The 17,777-nt window shown below is 35.7% G+C and carries 9 protein-coding genes and 1 pseudogene; 5 read left to right on the forward strand and 5 right to left on the reverse strand.

The annotated features are described in order from the left end of the window. Positions 1 to 303: 303 nt before the first annotated feature. From UABHE_RS20580 to UABHE_RS20595, 4 genes are all read left to right on the forward strand, one after another. A complete protein-coding gene (locus UABHE_RS20580; protein WP_372365149.1) occupies positions 304 to 1,344 on the forward strand; it encodes a MupA/Atu3671 family FMN-dependent luciferase-like monooxygenase in 1,041 nt (346 codons plus the stop codon). A 17-nt stretch (positions 1,345 to 1,361) separates the two neighbouring features. Then, a complete protein-coding gene (locus tag UABHE_RS20585; RefSeq protein ID WP_372365150.1) occupies positions 1,362 to 4,397 on the forward strand; it encodes an AMP-binding protein in 3,036 nt (1,011 codons plus the stop codon). A gap of 4 nt (positions 4,398 to 4,401) precedes the next feature. Further along, on the forward strand, positions 4,402 to 5,913 hold the full coding sequence (locus UABHE_RS20590) for an acyl-CoA dehydrogenase family protein (RefSeq protein WP_372365151.1): 1,512 nt from the start codon (positions 4,402 to 4,404) through the stop codon (positions 5,911 to 5,913). Between the two features lie 607 nt (positions 5,914 to 6,520). Continuing rightward, positions 6,521 to 10,795 carry a HEAT repeat domain-containing protein gene (locus tag UABHE_RS20595; RefSeq protein WP_372365152.1) on the forward strand — a complete coding sequence of 1,425 codons (4,275 nt, stop codon included), beginning with the start codon at positions 6,521 to 6,523 and terminating at the stop codon, positions 10,793 to 10,795. A 183-nt stretch (positions 10,796 to 10,978) separates the two neighbouring features. On the opposite strand, the gene UABHE_RS20600 is transcribed toward UABHE_RS20595, so the two are convergent. The 3 genes from UABHE_RS20600 to UABHE_RS20610 all read right to left on the reverse strand — a co-directional run bounded on the left by UABHE_RS20600 (position 10,979) and on the right by UABHE_RS20610 (position 14,015). Next, on the reverse strand, positions 10,979 to 11,260 hold the full coding sequence (locus tag UABHE_RS20600; protein WP_372365153.1) for a hypothetical protein: 282 nt from the start codon (positions 11,258 to 11,260) through the stop codon (positions 10,979 to 10,981). Between the two features lie 108 nt (positions 11,261 to 11,368). After that, a complete protein-coding gene (locus tag UABHE_RS20605; RefSeq protein ID WP_372365154.1) occupies positions 11,369 to 13,417 on the reverse strand; it encodes a hypothetical protein in 2,049 nt (682 codons plus the stop codon). Positions 13,418 to 13,781: 364 nt separating this feature from the next. Further along, complete coding sequence (locus tag UABHE_RS20610; RefSeq protein ID WP_372365155.1) at positions 13,782 to 14,015, reverse strand: hypothetical protein; 234 nt, start codon at positions 14,013 to 14,015, stop codon at positions 13,782 to 13,784. Positions 14,016 to 14,221: 206 nt separating this feature from the next. Here UABHE_RS20610 and UABHE_RS20615 point away from each other — a divergent pair. Further along, positions 14,222 to 14,700 (forward strand): annotated as a pseudogene (locus UABHE_RS20615) (IS5 family transposase); the annotation flags it as partial. Between the two features lie 175 nt (positions 14,701 to 14,875). Here UABHE_RS20615 and UABHE_RS20620 read toward each other — a convergent pair. Together UABHE_RS20620 and UABHE_RS20625 are read right to left on the reverse strand one after the other, a co-directional pair. Then, positions 14,876 to 16,864 (reverse strand): bifunctional serine/threonine-protein kinase/formylglycine-generating enzyme family protein, encoded by a 1,989-nt coding sequence (locus UABHE_RS20620; protein WP_372365157.1) that lies wholly within the window; start codon positions 16,862 to 16,864, stop codon positions 14,876 to 14,878. 591 nt (positions 16,865 to 17,455) lie between these two features. Then, the gene (locus UABHE_RS20625; protein ID WP_372365158.1) at positions 17,456 to 17,647 is read right to left on the reverse strand and encodes a leucine-rich repeat domain-containing protein; all 192 of its coding nucleotides are present in this window, start codon (positions 17,645 to 17,647) and stop codon (positions 17,456 to 17,458) included. Between the last annotated feature and the right edge of the window lie 130 nt (positions 17,648 to 17,777).

Here is a 17,777-nt window from a genome sequence, read left to right on the forward strand (position 1 = left end):
CCAAAACATAAATACTACAGGTATCATTTATGAGAGGTACAAAAAATCTCACTTCTTTTTTACAAATCAACAACAAAACGGTTTGGTAAAAAATTGTTTTATGTGTATAAAAATTATCAAATTTGATAATTTTTATCAAGAATAAGTGATCAATAACGAAGCTTGTTAAAACCAGAAAAAACTAGGAAAGCGTATAAGAAATAGAGGAACTCAAACTTGTAAAAGTTGTTATTGTGATTGGCACATAATGTGCTTAGTATAAGATAGGGGAACCTTATCTATTTGTAATGAAAGTGATGACCAGTGACAAATAATTCCAAGCAACAGTTTAGTATACTATACTTTTCGAGCAGCGACTCTAGCAGTCAGCGCAATAAGTACGAGCTTTTTCAAAAAAGTGCTCAATTTGCAGATAACAATAATTTTTGCGCCGTGTGGATGCCAGAACGACATTTCCATCCTTTCGGTGGTCTGTATCCTAGCCCTGCTATTCTTGCGGCAACTCTTGCGACAACAACGCAAAAAATTCGTTTGCGCGCAGGAAGTGTCGTATTACCACTACACCACCCTGTACGTGTTGCTGAAGAATGGTCAGTAGTTGATAATCTTTCGCAAGGACGTGTAGATTTATCTATTGCGGCAGGATGGAGTAAAAATGACTTTATTTTTGCACCACAAAATTATGCCAAGCGCCATGAGCTTGCTTTGGAAAGAATCGAGAATATCAAGAAACTTTGGGCTGGAGAGTCGGTACTTTTTGAAGATGCCACAGGGAATTTTATTCCGGTCAATATTTACCCAAAACCACAGCAAAAAAAATTAAATATCTGGCTAACCTGTAGTAGTTCTGTGCAACGGTTTATAGACGCCGGAAAATACGGTTACAATATTTTGACGGCTCTGTTATTTCAAAACCCACAACAACTACATAGCAAAATAGTGCGCTATCGTCAAGCTCTACGCGAAAATGGCCACAAAAACGGTCATGTAACTCTTATGTTACATTGCTTTGTAGGAAAAAACGAAAACAAGCTACGTGAAATTGTTCGCCAACCTTTTTGTGATTATCTTAAAAGTTCAGCAGACTTATGGTCTAAAGAGTCAGAAGTTTTACATGATGTCAATCAAAAAAATCAAGAAAAAATGTTGCAATTTGCCTTTGAGCGTTACTTTCGTACTGCTGCGATGTTAGGTACAGTTGACCACTGTGTATCTCTCGCCAATGATTTTTTCCAAGCAGGTGTTGATGAAATAGCGTGTCTGATTGATTTCGGAATACAAACCTCTGTTGTCCTCGAACATTTGCAGTATATCAATGAATTAAAGAATCATTTTATCTCATAGTTAAGGGTTTACTTATCATGATAAAAATTACTCAAGTAGATACAAATATAGAAGAAGAAGCAGAGCGTTTTGTTGAAATTCCTTATCAGTTATACAAGGATAATATAAATTGGGTACCCCCTCTGCGCAATGATATTCGTTTATATTTGAACCGCAAACTTCACCCTATTCATCAATCGTGTATTGTGGATTTTTTTATTGCTTCGCGCGAAGAACGAGATGTGGGTAGAATTATGTTGATAAAAAAACCACAGCAAACATATGGACAGTTTTCTTTATTTGAATGCGAAAATTACGGTGAAACAGCCAAATTACTTTTTTTTGAGGCAGAGAAGTGGGCACAACGCAATGAAGTTAAGCAAATTTCTGGTCCACAACGCCTTGATTTTTTTGAAGGGGACGGTATTTTAATTCAAGGGTTTGAACATTCACAAATAATGGATATGGCTCCGTATCACCACTCTTACTATGCCCATTTATTGGAAAAAAACGGCTTCGCAAAAGAACTAGATTTTACTTCTCATCGTATCGAACGTCGATCGTTCGAGTTGCCAAAGTGGTTGGAAGAATTAGCAGACAAAATAGAAAATGATCAACAGCTTCGCATGCAAAGTTATGATGATGTAAATAGCATTCCTGTAGAGCAAATTTTAAATACTTTGCAACAATCGCTTGCTCAAAACGAAAATTTAGGGCATGCTGATGCACAACAAGTATATTTTTCTACGACACAACGTATAAAAAAAGGATTAATACCTCAATTTATCAAGACCATTTTTTATAAAGACACTATGATCAGTGCAATACTCGGTTTTCCTGATTTTTCCGATGCTTTGCGTCAATGCCAAGGCAATTACAATCACGAAATATTCAGCGAAGCATTACAAAAACCTCATGGCTTAATTATCAATGGTTTTGGTATTGTTCCTAAATTCCACCGAAAAGGAACGAATGCTATTCTTTTTCGCGAAATAAAAGACATGGTTCTTCGCTATAAAAGTTTACAAACGGTCAGCGTTGTGCAGGTAACAGCTACCAATAGTAAAATGCAATCAGAGCTTAATTCGTTAGGTATAAAAACGACACAGATAGCAAGGCGCTACTATAAAACATTCTTACCGCAAACGATTTGCTCTACAATAAAAGAGCGGCAAACATTACGAGATTTAATACAACATGGTGCACTTGAATATCCTGATAAACATGCTTTTGTGTTTCTTGAAGATGGCGAAAATCGCGAGTCGCACTTGAGTTTTCGCGAATTAGACAAGTGTGCACGTCGCATCGCACAAGAATTAATGAATTGCAACCTCACTAAAAAAAATGTTTTACTCGTTTATCCGCCAGGTCTTGATTTTATTAAAGCCTTCGTAGGGTGTATATATGCAAATGTTGTTGCAATCCCTTGCTATCCGGCCACTAAAAGTACTGTAGAAAGATTCAAGGCAATTTATCGTAATTCCAATGCTGTTGTTATTTTGAGCAACACAAAGACTCAGCAATTAATGAAAGTGCAAAAAATTAGTGGCATAGATACATCTTCGTGGCTTTATACAGATGATCTACCTGAGAATATTGCCAGTGGAGTTCTTCCAATAATAGCCAGTAGTGATGTTGCTATGATCCAATACACTTCAGGTAGTACACTTGCGCCGCGAGGTGTTGTTCTACGTCATGAAAATCTATTACATAATATTCGCTTTATCCAAAAACAATTTGGTGTAACTTTGAATTCGGCTGCTTTCACTTGGCTACCTCCTTATCACGATATGGGACTAATAGGCAGTATTCTTGTTCCTCTAGTTAGTTATACGACAACTGTATGCATGTCCCCTCTTGATTTTTTACGCAAGCCTTTGCGCTGGCTCCAGGCTATTTCTAAATACAAAATAGAAATAAGCGGTGGACCTAACTTTGCGTATGAATTGTGTATCGACAACATTAAAGATGAATATTGCCAAAATCTTGATTTGTCATGTTGGAAAGTAGCATACAATGGTGCTGAATTTGTCCAAAAAAATACATTAGAACGTTTTGTACAAAAATTTGCTTCTTGCGGTTTTAATCGTGAATCTTTTTATCCTTGTTATGGTTTAGCTGAAGCGACTTTAATGGTTTGCGGTGGTATTCGCGAACAACAACCAACAATTTGCTACGAAAAAAGTACTGACTTTGTTAGCTGCGGGCAGAGTTCTGATGATACGCAGCTTTATATTGTAAATCCCAACACTCAAGAAATTTGTTCGGAAAACGAGGAAGGCGAAATTTACGTCGCAAGTCCAAGTGTTGCACAAGAATACTGGGATAACTCTTTGGAAACAGCGCGCGTCTTTGCGCAACGTATTCCTGGAATTGCGATGCCAGTAATGTGTACTGGTGACATGGGATTTATCAAAAATGGCGAACTTTTTGTGTCAGGGCGTAGAAAAAATATTATTGTCGTCCGTGGTAAGAATTACTACCCACATGATTTGGAAAATGTTGCCCAGCAAAGCCATGAGACACTTAGGGCTAACACTGGAGCGGCATTTACTATTGATGACAATCAGCAACCAAAGATTATACTTGTCTTTGAGTTTAACGATCGTAGAATTGGTAAAGAGGAAGTCGCAGCAGATATTCGCGCTGCGATATCTAGTTCATTTCAGTTAGATATATACAATATCGTATTCATAAAACCTGGCCAAATGCCAAAAACGACAAGTGGCAAAATACAACACCACATGTGTCGTAAAGCCTATCTCGATGGTACACTCACAATCATTGCCCAAAGCATACGTAATTTTGAGAATTCTACCTCAACTGCACATCAAGGAAACATAGAAAAAGATCTTCGGTTACAGTTAGCGAATTTACTTGCGGTAGATATCAAAGCTATTGACTTTGAGACACCTGTAAAAAACTTAGGATTAAGTTCTCTAACAGGTGTGTCTTTAATCAGTTACATTGAAGAAAAATACAATATTGAAGTTCCAATAGAGCTTTTTTTTAGCGATAAAACGGTACATGAGCTAGTACAAGATATTTCACAAAATATGATGACAGAGGAATAATTTTATGTCAGAAAACGTTGAGAAAGTTATATCGTGGTTAAAAATGTTTGCGCAAACGAGAATCAATTTTCGCTTACAAAATGATCGTAGATGTGTGCAGCCACATGTGATATTAGAATTTGGTCGGCAACGAATTTTTGCAATTCAAATAGAAAAGCAATATGGTGGATTGGGGCTTTGTCATAGAGAGGCCTGTAAAGTAATTGAACAACTAGGAGGTATTGACCTTACTATAGCGTCAATGGTAGGGCAAAACAATATGGGAATACGCCCTATTGCAAACTTCGGTTCACAAGAACTTCGCGATGAATTTTTACCTATTTTGGCTAGAGGGCAAATGTTGACTTCTTTTGCAATGACTGAACCACAAGCAGGTTCACATATTCAAGGAATTACAAGCACAATAAAAAAAACGGCTGAAAATAAATATATGTTAAATGCACAAAAGATGTGGATTGGTATGGGAAGTTGGTCTGGTGTAACATGTGTAATTGCAAAGCAAGAACAACAAATTCCCAATAGTATGACTGCATGTGTTGTTCGTTCGGGAACTCCAGGTTTTAATATCGGCGAAGAGCAATTATCTATTGGAATGCGTGGTGCTGTGCAAAACCATATGTCATTTCGCAATGTCATTGTACCAAGTTCTGATATTGTTGGTAATGTAGAAGAAGGCTATATAATAGCCAATGATATCATGCAGTTTACACGACTAGGTGTCGCAGCAATGAGTTTAGGGGCAATGAAACGCTGTTTGTTGTACGCTACGCGCTACGCATCACGACGCAAGATAAATACTGGGCTTCTTATTGAAAATACCACAACAAAAATGAAAATCAATGCGTCTATTGCTAAAATTTCCGCTGTAGAAAGTTTGGTTTACACAACTTGTCAATTGCTAGAACAGAACATCATCATCCCTGAAATTCACATGGTTGCCAAAATTATGGGAACTGAGTTTTTATCAGAAGTAGTAGACGATGCTCTACAACTTTTAGGAGGAAGGGGTTATAGCGAAAACAATTTACTTGCCTATTTCTTCGTCGACGCTCGCGCGCTACGCATTTTTGAGGGGCCTTCCGAAACTCTACTTTACTATTGTGGGCAACTTATGAAATTACGTAGTCGACGTACAAAAGTATTCACACATCTCGCAGCAACCGATCTCAAAATCTATTTGGAAGAATTAGATTCCATTTTACAAAGCTCTTCACTAAAGAGTGACGAAAATTTTGCCAGTAGTATGCGTGGAAAAATAACATGCTGGTTGGTATTGCTAGCAACTTTGCGTTTTAGCAATAAAACGAAGACTTCACCTGAATTTTCCTTAACTCAGTCATGGATTCTAAGCCATATTGAAATGCAAATGCAACAGTTGCGTTCATTGCCATACAATGAGCTATTGAGGAAAATTGATACAGAAGAGATACTAAACTCTTTTGCAAATGTCGATGTTGAGCAGGTTATCCCCGATGAAGAACGTGATATTGATAGTTTGTTACGTCGAAAGCTCTAACCAAAGCCAAGTGAAAATGTATATTTGAATATTATATTCTACGGACAAGAACATACGCTTTTTTAATAAATAGAGTTTAGCACATCCATACATTTGTCTCTTTATGGTTTTTTAGCTTATTAATATATCCTTCAATAAGACCGCTGCTGTAGTTGCAAACAAGAGCATTATAAACTTCATTATCCTTATTCTCTTTACTCAACTCATTTTCAAATGTTTAGAACTAACTAACTTATCTTTTCACAGTGTTTGATATTCGCAAGATTTATAATTTTGATATTTGCTCTTTACCTTCTTGGGTATTTTTATCTCACAAGCAACCTGCGGTCCAATTTCTTTTTTTATTTTATTGATCCAACGATAAAAAGTTCCATTTATAGGAAAAGTATGATTTTTTTTATCACAAACTAGATCGTATAGAAATTTAAGTTTTATAAGTTCACTTTAAATAAAATAATGCAAGCATCAGAATAGTGCTCTTGCCAGTTTCTTCAGTGCAATTAATCAAACCTTTACAAATTTTCCTAAAAAAACTTGCAAAAACAGAATGAGAATGTTATGTTTCTATTTTGAAAACATAATGCATGTTCAAGCCCTGGAGGAAATCATGTTGAATACAAAAAAAGCTTTCGTATTGTTGTTTGTTACAGTGACTTTAGTTTGGTCTGATACAAATCAATCATTAAAACAACTTTCAGACAACGATCCAGATGTACGTATTTCTGCCATTGTTAAGTTAGCAAAGGTAAAAAACATTGAACAACATGTGCGAAATAAATTACACGAACTATTACACGATCCCAATTTTCGTGTGAGAAAACAGATTATTCAAACGCTACATTCAATAGGAACCCAAAATTCTATTTTACATTTAATCACAGCTTATCTAAAAAAAAACAACCAATCTTTTTCTAAAAATGAAGTGTCTGATTTACGCAAATCCATTCATAAGGCTATAGAAAAAATAGGCGTAACTAAAAATATAGTGAATGATTTAACAAAGTGCCTTGGTGAGTTAAAAAGAAATGAACCAGGTGGGATTGCTCTTGTTGTTGGTTTGTTAGAAAAAGTAGGTACCAAAGAAACTGTTCCACATTTAATTAGTAAGATATCAAACAACTGGTTTGTTAACTTTAGTGTAGAACAAGCGTTAAAAAAAATAGGCTTAGATGAAAAACATGGTGATAATTTGATCGTGGTGCTCAATTCGTTGAGAAAGGATGAGACAAATGGTATTAAGTTTGTCGCTGAATTGTTGGGAAAAATAAAAGCGAAACAAGCTATTCCACACTTGATCAAAAGAATAAACAATGAGTTTATACTACTTTCATCCTTAAATAATGCATTTGATAGTATTGGTGTAAAAGAAATCAGTGTCTCCGATTTAATTGAGGCGTTAAAGTCTCTAAAAGATGACGAAATTTATGCAATAAGGTTTATTGCTGAATTAGCAGGAAAAATAGGACCAGACGCGCAAGTTATCGTTCCTCATTTAGCCAAAAGAGCAACTAGCCATTTTGTAAGGGCGGCTATACGCGAAGCTTTCAAAAATATCTATGTGAATACCGAAGATATAATAGAACTGCTAAACTTCCCCGAACAAAATTATGTGTTCTATTTGGCCGTTAATTTATTAAAGACAAGAAATATTAAATCGAAAATTATCATAACAAAATTGATAAATAAAATTGGTGATGATCAATCTATAAATTTATCTATTGAAGAAATTATCAAGAAAATAGGTTTAGATCAAAGCCATGTTAAGCAACTAATTGAAGTACTAAATACGCGGTCTAACAAAAATAGTACTCTACTTATTGTGGACTTACTAAAAAGTATAGGCCCTGCTGCAAAGATTGCCGTTCCTCATTTAGTAGCGAAAATGGGTGATGAATTATCTTTAAACTTCTCAATAAAAGAGGCTATTGAAAAAATAGGTTTAAATCAAAGCCATGTTGTGCAACTTATGCAAATATTAAAGGCGCAATCTGATAAAAGTAGTGTCAAATTAACAATGGAATTATTGGCCGAAATAGGTCCTGCTGCGAAACCTACTATTCCTCATTTAATTGAACGAATAGGTGACGATTCATTTCTAAATTTGTCGATTCAGAAAACAATTCAAGCAATCGGGTTAGACGAAAGCCATGTTGCACAACTCGTAGAAGTACTTACGAAACAAAAAAGTAAATACGGTTTAGAACTCACTGCTGAACTATTGGCCGAAATAGGTCCTGCTGCGAAACCTGCCATTTCTTATTTAATTGAACGAATAGGTGACGATTCATCTCTGAATTCGTCGATTCGGAAAACAATCCAAGCAATCGGGTTAGACGAAAGCCATGTTATGCAACTCGTCAAAGTACTTACGAAACAAAAAAGTAAATACAGTTTAGAAGTCACTGCTGAATTATTGGCTGAAATAGGTCCTGCTGCGAAACCTGCCATTCCTCATTTAATTGAACGAATAGGTGACGATTCATCTCTGAATTCGTCGATTCAGAAAACAATCCAAGCAATCGGGTTGGACGAAAGCCATGTTGCACAACTCGTCGAAGTACTTACGAAACAAAAAAGTAAATACAGTTTAGAAGTCACTGCTGAATTATTGGCAGAAATAGGCCCTGCTGCGAAACCTGCCATTCCTCATTTACTTGAACGAATAGGTGATGACCTCTATCTAAATTCATTTGTAAAAAAGACAGTTGAAAAAGTAGGTTTAGATAAAAGTCACGTCGCACAACTTATCAAAATATTAGCTACACGAAGTAGCGAGAATGGTAAGCGATTTACTATGAAATTGTTGGCAAGAGTAGGGCCTGCCGCGAAAGTCGCCATTCCGCATTTACTTGAACAAATAGGTGATGACCTCTATCTAAATTCATTTATAGAAAAAACGATCGAAAAGATAGGTTTAAATAAGAGTCACGTCGCACAGCTTGTCAAGATACTACCTACACAAAATAGCGAACAAGGCACGCGACTTATTGTCAAATTATTAAAGGAAATAGGTTCTCCTGCTCAGTCTGCAATTCCAAGTCTAATCGCAAAAATGTCGTTAGATAATTCATCGCTTCATTCGACAATTGAAGAAACGATCCTGAACATCGGGGTCAATAAAACGCATATAGTGAATATCGTTAAAATACTTGATCAATCTCCGCAGAAATACAATGTAAAAACATTCATGAAAATAATTGAACGTTTAAATACTTCTGCAGGAGATACGGTACCTTACTTGATCGAAACAATTTCTCACAAAAACAGAGACAGCAAAAAAGTAAAAAACCTTATCTTAAAAATAGGTATAGACAAAAGCTATCTTCCCGATTTAATGAGTTCTTTTCGCAAGCTAGAAAAAATTGAAAATGACTACCATTATCTTTTTATCGTAGAACTATTAGGAGAAGTGGGGCCACCAGCGAAAAAAGCAGTTTCACCCATTTTAAAGAGAGCCGCGCGCGATATTATAGTCTTAGACGAAGTTAAAATCGCAATTGAGAAGATTGGCGTAGACGCAAGTCATCTTCCCGTTTTAACTGAATGGATCAACTCTAATCACTATGACTTTGCATGTGAATTGATCGTTAAACTAGGAGCAGATGCAAAAAAGACAATACCGCACATTTTAAATAAAATGATGACAAGATACTATTTGTATTCGAGTGTAAAACAAGATATTAGGAAAGTGGGAGCTCTCATCCGAAAAATCGGCGTAGATGAAAGTCATATTGATGATTTAGTTCAGGTATTGAAAACTTGCCAAAAAGGAGGGAGTTATAAGGATAAACTTCGTAACAAATATGCTTCACAACTTACTATTGAATTATTAGGTACTCTAGGCAAAAAAGCCCAAAAATTTATACCTCATATTCTTGAAAGCATTGCTTCGCAAAACATACCTTACCATACAGATATTGTAAAAAGCCTGAATGCAATTGGTGTGACAGTTGAACACCGTAAAAATATAATTCATATGTTTGGTAAACCAAAAAGCTGTGTTCTTTATGCTCTTAGTTTATTGAGTAATCCAAACATAGACAAGAGTTTAGCACAAGAATTATTTCCTCATATATTCAAAGTTTTTGTCGATAGTAATGCAGCAGAGGTTTATAAACACGCAGAGAAATGTCTTTTAACAATCATGTCGGAAGAACAAGTACCATTTTTATTGATAAACTTGCGCGAACAAAATAATTTTTACATCCTCAATTTCGTGATTTACATGCTGCGAAACCTTGAAGTTAAAAATGTAAATTTGACTGATGAATTGATAAAAATTTTACGTAAATCTTCATTGTATCGCGTAAGATATTTTGCTGCGAAAGCAATTTTTTTTATAGACAAAACGGCTTTAGACAAAATCGAAAACTGGGAAAGTTTAATAGGATTGCATAAAAACACAAAAGCGAATGCGCTAATGTGGGCTGTGTACGAGGGGGAAATTGAATTTGTTAAAGCCTTAATTGTTTCGGGAAGCGATGTTTTACATACGGACAAAGACGATGATATTGTTTTAACGTATATACACAATAAAATTTCACAATCTAAAAAGGTAGCTCTTATCAAAATTTTATGCCCTGTAATTTTGCGAAAAGCACAAAGTTGGGATTTGCGCTTTTATGTAGCGAAGAGATTATGCTATGTGGATGTTACATTTTTACAAACAATAGAAGGATGGCCTAATCTAATCGGAACTACGGAAGAAGGAAATACGGCATTGATGGTCGCCGCCAAAGACGATGTTCCTTTTGTGAAGGCACTCATCGAATCTGGGGCCAACATAGAAACCAAAAATCAACATGGAAAAACGGCTCTTGATTTTGCAAAAGAGGCGAAAAAACAAGAGATCATTGAACTGTTACAAAAACAAAGTAAATAAAGATAGTAGATATAAAATGATATTGTAATGCCAGTGGTAAACACTGGCATTATACTTAACAGTATTTCGTCCGGTTCTGTAAATAGTGGCGTGATCGACTTAAACTCCCCATTCTTAAAGCATTTCTTCCAATTCGCGAACTAATTCCATACTTCCGTTTTGTTATTTTAATTTCAGAAGCAGTCAGTGATAAATCCTACAAATTTTTAACTTGTCTGCCAATTCTTTTAACCTACCATCGCTTATTTTTGTACCACTCAAATCAAGTCGAGTAAGGTTTGTTAGTAACTTTATGTATTCTAATCCATTATCACTTATTCCTGTTCCGTTTAAGTTGAGTTGAGTAAGGCTTGTTAGTTTTAAATAACTTTTGCTTGACGTTTGAACAATATAATAGAGAATTCGTATTATTAGGCGAAACCAAAATGGCATATTATCTAAGTGACAGACGCAGACTTGTATCATACAAAGTAAGGTAATAGAGATAATTGTCTGATCTCTTTGGATAATCTCGCAATCTCTGTTTCACTTCAAAGCCTCCTACTAAGCAAATAAATTCCAAGATACAAAGCGCTACTTTTTACTGCGATCAACTATTTCAAATTGATGTCCATTCGCATCTTTAAAGATAACCATTTGAACAGGAAACTGCGAAAATTTTCTTAGCACTGCTTGCTTTTCGTCTAAGCAGAGTTTTTTCAAAGAAGTAAATTTTATCATATCTTCTGGAAGCTCTGTTATTCCTGTATAGTGTAAACTCAAACTAATCAAAGAAGAAAGCTTCGCTAGATCTTTTGGTAATTCTACTATTCTTGTATGATTCAATCTTAGATTAGCCAAGGAAAGAAGTTGGCATATTTCGTTTGGCAATTCTGTTATTTTTATATGACTTAGATTTAAATTCGTCAAAGAAGAAAGTTGGCGTATTTCGTTTGGCAATTCAGTTATTTCTGTATGACTTAAATCTAAATTCGCCAAAGAAGAAAGTTGACTTATCCCCTTTGGTAATTCTGTTATTCCTGTATGACTTAAATTCAAATTCTTCAAAGAAGAAAGTTGACTTATCCCCTCTGGTAATTCTGTTATTCCTGTATGACTTAAATTTAAATTCTTCAAAGAAGAAAGCTGCGTAAATCCTTCTGGAAGTTCGATTATGCCTGTTCTACTTAAATCAAGATATACAAAAGAAGAAAACAAGCCTATTTCTTTTGGTAACTCTGCTATGGCAGTGCTGCTTAAATTGAGTCCTTCTAGAGAGGAAAGTCGACTTATTTCTTTTGGTAATTTCGATATTTTTCTCCCCAATTTTAAGCGTCTTAAAGAATGCAGCTGACCTATCTCTTTTGGCAATTCTGTTATTTCTGTTTCGTCCAAATAAAGATATACTAAAGAACGTAACTGCCCTATCTCTTTTGGTAACTTTGTTATTCCTCCATAACTTAAATCCAAATATGTTAAAGAGGAGAGTTTACCTATCTCTTTTGGTAACTCTGTCAATACAACATTATGCAACCTAAGTTTTTCAAGAGAAGACAGCTGACCTATCTCTTTTGGTAATTCTACTATTCCTGCATAAGATAACGTAAGACGTCTTAAGGAAGAAAGCTGACCTATCTCCCTTGGTAGCTCCGCTATTTGTGTATGGCTTAAATCAAAATCTACTAAAGAAGATAATTGACCTATCTCTTTTGGCAATTCTGCCATTGTTTCTATGGAAGATAAGTTTAATTTTGTTAGGCAAGAAAGTTGACCTATCTCTTTTGGCAATCTTACTATAAATGTACTGTGTAGGTTTAAATGAGTTAAAGAAGAGAGTTGTCCTATCTCTTTCGGTATTTTTTTTATATTTACATAAGATAAATCTAAATGAGTCAAGGATGAAAGTCGCCCTATTTCCTTTGGTAATTCTATTATACTTAGACCAGATAAATTTAGATGAGCCAAAGAGGAAAGTTCCCCTATCTCTTTTGGCAATTCTGCCATTGTTTCTATGGAAGATAAGTTTAATTTTGTTAGGCAAGAAAGTTGACCTATCTCTTTTGGTAATTTCGCTATCAGCGTGTAATGTAAATTGAGTTCTTTTAGAGAAGAAAGCTGACCGATCTCCTGTGGAAGCTCTTCAATGCATACATCAGATAAATTTAAATGCGTTAAAGATGAGAGTTGCCCTATTTCTTTCGGTAAGTTAAAGAACTGGTGTCTTATAGATAAATCCAAATGTGTTAAAGACGAAAGTTGACCTATCTCCTCTGGTAAATAAAACATCTCTACATCAGATAAATTTAGATGAGTCAAAGAAGAAAGTTGACCTATCTCCTCTGGCAACTCTTCTATACCTGTATTCGATAAATCCAAATGTGTTAAAGACGAAAGTTGGCATATATCTTCTGTTAACATTTGTATACTTTGTCCACTCAAATCTAAACAAAACTTGCTTGAAAAATTACAATTGAGAAAACTACAATTTTCAATACGCCGGCAGGTAATATCTGTACGAAAACTGCAATTATCAAAAGTGCAGTTTTCTACCTTGTATTGTTCATCTTCTTTTAGAAAAAAAGCACAGCTATGATATGAAGTATTGTTATCTATCGTAGTTAATGTCTTTAACTTTACTTTCAACTTTAGACTCCACAACTAAGTTAGGATTAAATAGTTACAAAATTCTTAACTGTTTTGAATAGCAACGAATATATGAATTATATTTTAGTAGCGTTCTGATTACACAATACCTAAACTAAGTGACCTGCCAAAAGTATTTACCCATTGGCATTTTGTTCTTTAATTTTCTAGCTTTGTTGCTCCTCAGTTACGCAGCTACAGCTGTGCTCCATCGTCGCGCCTCGCTATAAAAATAAAGACCTTCATTCAATGGGTAACTACTTTTGTCAAGTCACTTACTTTAGTATAACTTCTTTCCATTTGGCATCTTTATATAAAACAAAATATCGTTCGTAGCATTTTTTCACTGGCATTCGTGACAGACTCAAATAAAAGATAACTCAGCCTGGTCTGGTATCCAAACAAAAACAGACTCCTCAATAGGATGTGTAATTGAATAGTTTGAGATTATTGGCATTGGTAGCTTTTCATTTTCACGAAGCATCTTTATTATTGTACTAGTTGTTTGGTAATGAACTGGCCAACGGCGGCGAAAAACTTGATCGTTTATTCGTTCTTCTATATGGTTCCATTGTCTTAGTATTGCATTTCGCTCCATTTTTTTACTTCCCCAATTGACATTTCTCAATGTTTACATCTTTTGTTACTCCACCTTCACTAATGAATAAATTGATGAGACCTCACAAAAGTACCATTTCGTGCTTTATTTCATCTAGAGTCTGGAATTTTCACTTAGTTAGGGCCTGTCATCATTCAAAGTATTGTCTATTTTTTCGAGCCCGCAACTCCGCCGACCTATCCGACGATGCAACAATAGTTAGAGCACACCAACACAGTGCAGGAGCACGAAAAAAAATGGAGAATGCCAGGCAATTGGAAAAAGTGCCGGAGGGTTAAGCACGAAAATCCATGCGACATATGATGCTCTTGGCAACCCAACAGGTTTTCATCTGACAGCTGGTCAAATGCATGATTTAGATGGAGCTGATGAGTTGTTGCCGTGTATTCAGGCAGATGCTTTGCTTGCAGACAAGGCATATTATGCCGAAGAACGTTTGCTGCAAAAATTAGATGGGAGAAAAATTACTCCTGTTATTCCTGCTAAATCTAATGTTAAACAGCCTCGTGAGTACGACAAGCATCTCTATAAAGCCTGGCATTTGATAGAAAACTTTTTCCAAAAATTAAAGCAATACCATGCTATTGCTACACGATATGATAAAACCGCTCAGAACTTTTTAGGGGCTATTTACCTGGCTTCTTGTGTTGTTTTACTTCATTGAATGAGGACAGGCCCTAGCATCCAGATTCGTAATTCAATTTACTTTCATCTGGTTCCTCGTTTTCGCGAGGATGAACCGCTTTGCAATTGTAGTTTCAGAGAATTAGGTAAATTTCTAAAATATGTAGCTTTTATGAAAACAATATATTCAATCTTCAACACTCCTCTTGCTTTTCTTAACGAATAAGGCTAGCAAAGCGAAAACCAACATAAGACATTCCATAATCGGGTCCCTCACTATGGCGATAAGCACTACGACAATTTTCACGATTCCAGTGACCTCCGCGAATGATTCGATACTTCCCTTTTTTGCACACAGGGTTAACTCTACCATTGATATATGTATCAGTATCTGTATTTATTACTGATTTGCGCTTTTTTCGAGCTTGACAGCGATCTTCACACCATTCATAAAGGTTACCACTCATGTCGTGCAAATCCCAACCATTGGGCTTCTTCTCTTTAACTTCGTAAATATTATCACCATGCCAAGCATAGTTATCTATTTGGTCATAATCATGGTCATTTCCCCAATAGAATCTTGCCAAAGTTCCTGCGCGACATGCATACTCCCACTGAGCTTCTGTTGGCAAAACAAATTTTTCCGGTAGTTTTGATAATTTTGACAATTTAGGAAGAAAAATTTGCTTAACATCATCCCAGCTCATAGAACTCGCTGCGTCGCGAGAATTTTCTCGTTTTTCACCTTTCCATGGTTTTTTTCTTGTTACTTTAAACCACTGTTTTTCTGTTACTTCGGTCGTGCATAAATAAAATGCTTTGCTTAGCAATACATCATGCTGTTTTTCTGCATTATTTTTCGATTGAAGTGAACCCATTAGAAATTTTCCCGGAGGAATCAACGCCATTTCAAATTCACAACCATTTACCTCAAACTTTTTGATCAAATCAATTTTCTTGAATTGCGCATACCAATCTCGATAACTTGCAGCATGCTTTACCTGCTCATCATGTGAAAAATTTTTCCAAGTTTTACAAGTAAAATCAAGGAAGTTTTTGTTCGAATTCCAACAAGCTTTCCAATTGCTTTCGCCCCAACCAGCAGGTACAGTAGGTGCAGCAGGTCTTGTTCCTTGACTTTCTTTTACATCATGCAATTTTTTGCTAACTTTGCTATTAGTAGATTTTTCGGTATTACGCATTAAATACATTGCAGAGGTCAGTGTCACGATCACCATCACAGCAGCAATTGCCATAGTATAAACTTTTGTTCGTTGCTGTCCCATCGCACCAGCAATTGGTTTTCCTTCGATATAACTTTCTAAATCTTGGGCTAACTCATTGGCATTTTTGTAGCGATTTTCTTTCTTTTTGGCAAGTGCTTTTAAACATATATAATCTAAAGATTTAATGCCACGGATTTTGACTAATGTGCTAGGTGGTTGAACGGGATCTTGAGTGATTTTTTTTAATACAGTTAGAGTTGTATTGGAGTGATGAGGAACTTTTCCAGTAATCATTTCGTAAATCATAGCTCCTAGCGAATAAATATCACTGCGTTGATCTACTTCACGATGTTTTCCTTCTGCCTGTTCCGGCGCCATATAAAAAAGGGTTCCCATTATGGTGCCTGTTTTGGTGAGTTTTTTATCACTGCTTTTGCTCTTAGCTAACCCAAAATCCATAACAAAGGGTTCTCCTTTTTTATCAACCATAATGTTCGCAGGCTTAAGATCGCGATGGATAATTTCATTTTGGTGCGCATAATACATCGCCTCGCAAACTTTTTTCATTATAGTGAGACCTTTGCGCAGAGGAAGCTTTTTTGACTTTATCTTTTGTTTTAACGAAGCGCCATTAATACAATCCATTGTGAAAAAGATTGTTCCTTTTTCGCTGCCGATTTCATAAACGCGCACAATGTTAGGATGTATCAATTTAGCCGTAGAACGAGCTTCTATTAAAAAACGTTGTGTCTGAATTTCGTTTGCATGACTCTGAGAAAGTAGTATTTTTAAAGCAACAGTTCTCTGTAGTTTTGTATCAAATACTTTATAAACACAACCCATGCCGCCACGTCCAAGTTCAGCTATCATATTAAAATGAGCAAATGTTTTGGCATTTTGTTGAGAGGTAGAATTGTTTTGATCAACCATAAATGTTTTAGCATGTTGTTGTGAAGTAGGATCGTTTTTATCGGCCACAAGCATTTCCTTATTTGGTAGTTGGTATTGCAACGCAAGAATGTAATAGAAAGAATCAAATGATTCTTTACAGTGTACAAAATTGATCGATCGTAGAGTACAACTAATTGCAGTTAATCGATAATTTACATTTTTTTATGTATTTTATTAGGCTCTGCTGACATTTTGTAAAAACAATCTCTGTAAATAGCCCGAAGGGCTTAATTTGATTCGCTGTGGGTGCAACTTCAAGCCTATTAGGTTAGTCCTAAATAATTAATTATAAGAGACTTACAGCTCCGTGTCATCCCGCATTTGATGCGGGGTCCATAAATTAATTTCAACTGCAATGCGTGGATTCCTGGTCGGAGCCAGGGATGACAAATACTATAAGTTTAATGTTCTGAGTATTTTAGAGCTTAACTTAATAGGCTTGGGGTTGCACCCACGGAATGGAGAAAAATAAAAACACAATCGCGAATGGGGTGCAATAAGTTCTTTGTTTGACTCCTTTAGGTCTTTTATTATGGGATATCTACCACCGTGGGCTTACGCCGCACGGCTAAGCGAATTTTTCCCTTGCAGGGAAATGTCAACAGCCCTAGAACCATTTCAAAAATATATGTAACATTTTTCAGATAACCATGATTTGATTTTCTCTTGGTGCTCTTGAGTAATCTGATTGTCACCCAAGTTTAATATAGAGAGATTTTGTAATTGTGCAATTTCTGAAGGTATGCTGCTAATCTGATTACCAGACAAGTAAAGTTCGCGAAGATTTTGCAGCTGTGCAATTTCGGGCATTAATGCCAGACTCATAATAACTTGAAACGTAATAATCTTTCAAGATAAGACAAATGTTATAGTAATAATAAAAAATGATGCGAAGCAAAAAATTATTAGCGCAAAATAAATTGCAATTTAGGTAGGTAAA

Origin of the sequence: Candidatus Uabimicrobium helgolandensis (assembly GCF_041508025.1) — a bacterium.
Classification (GTDB): Bacteria; Planctomycetota; Uabimicrobiia; order Uabimicrobiales; family Uabimicrobiaceae; genus Uabimicrobium; species Uabimicrobium helgolandensis.

Excerpts from the sequence above, each read along its gene's own strand:
- UABHE_RS20585 (WP_372365150.1), top strand. The coding sequence starts at position 1,362 with ATGATAAAAATTACTCAAGTAGATACAAATATAGAAGAAGAAGCAGAG.
- UABHE_RS20600 (WP_372365153.1), bottom strand. The coding sequence starts at position 11,260 with ATGATACAAGTCTGCGTCTGTCACTTAGATAATATGCCATTTTGGTTT.
- UABHE_RS20610 (WP_372365155.1), bottom strand. The coding sequence starts at position 14,015 with ATGGAGCGAAATGCAATACTAAGACAATGGAACCATATAGAAGAACGA.
- UABHE_RS20595 (WP_372365152.1), top strand. The coding sequence starts at position 6,521 with ATGTTGAATACAAAAAAAGCTTTCGTATTGTTGTTTGTTACAGTGACT.
- UABHE_RS20590 (WP_372365151.1), top strand. The coding sequence starts at position 4,402 with ATGTCAGAAAACGTTGAGAAAGTTATATCGTGGTTAAAAATGTTTGCG.
- UABHE_RS20625 (WP_372365158.1), bottom strand. The coding sequence starts at position 17,647 with ATGCCCGAAATTGCACAGCTGCAAAATCTTCGCGAACTTTACTTGTCT.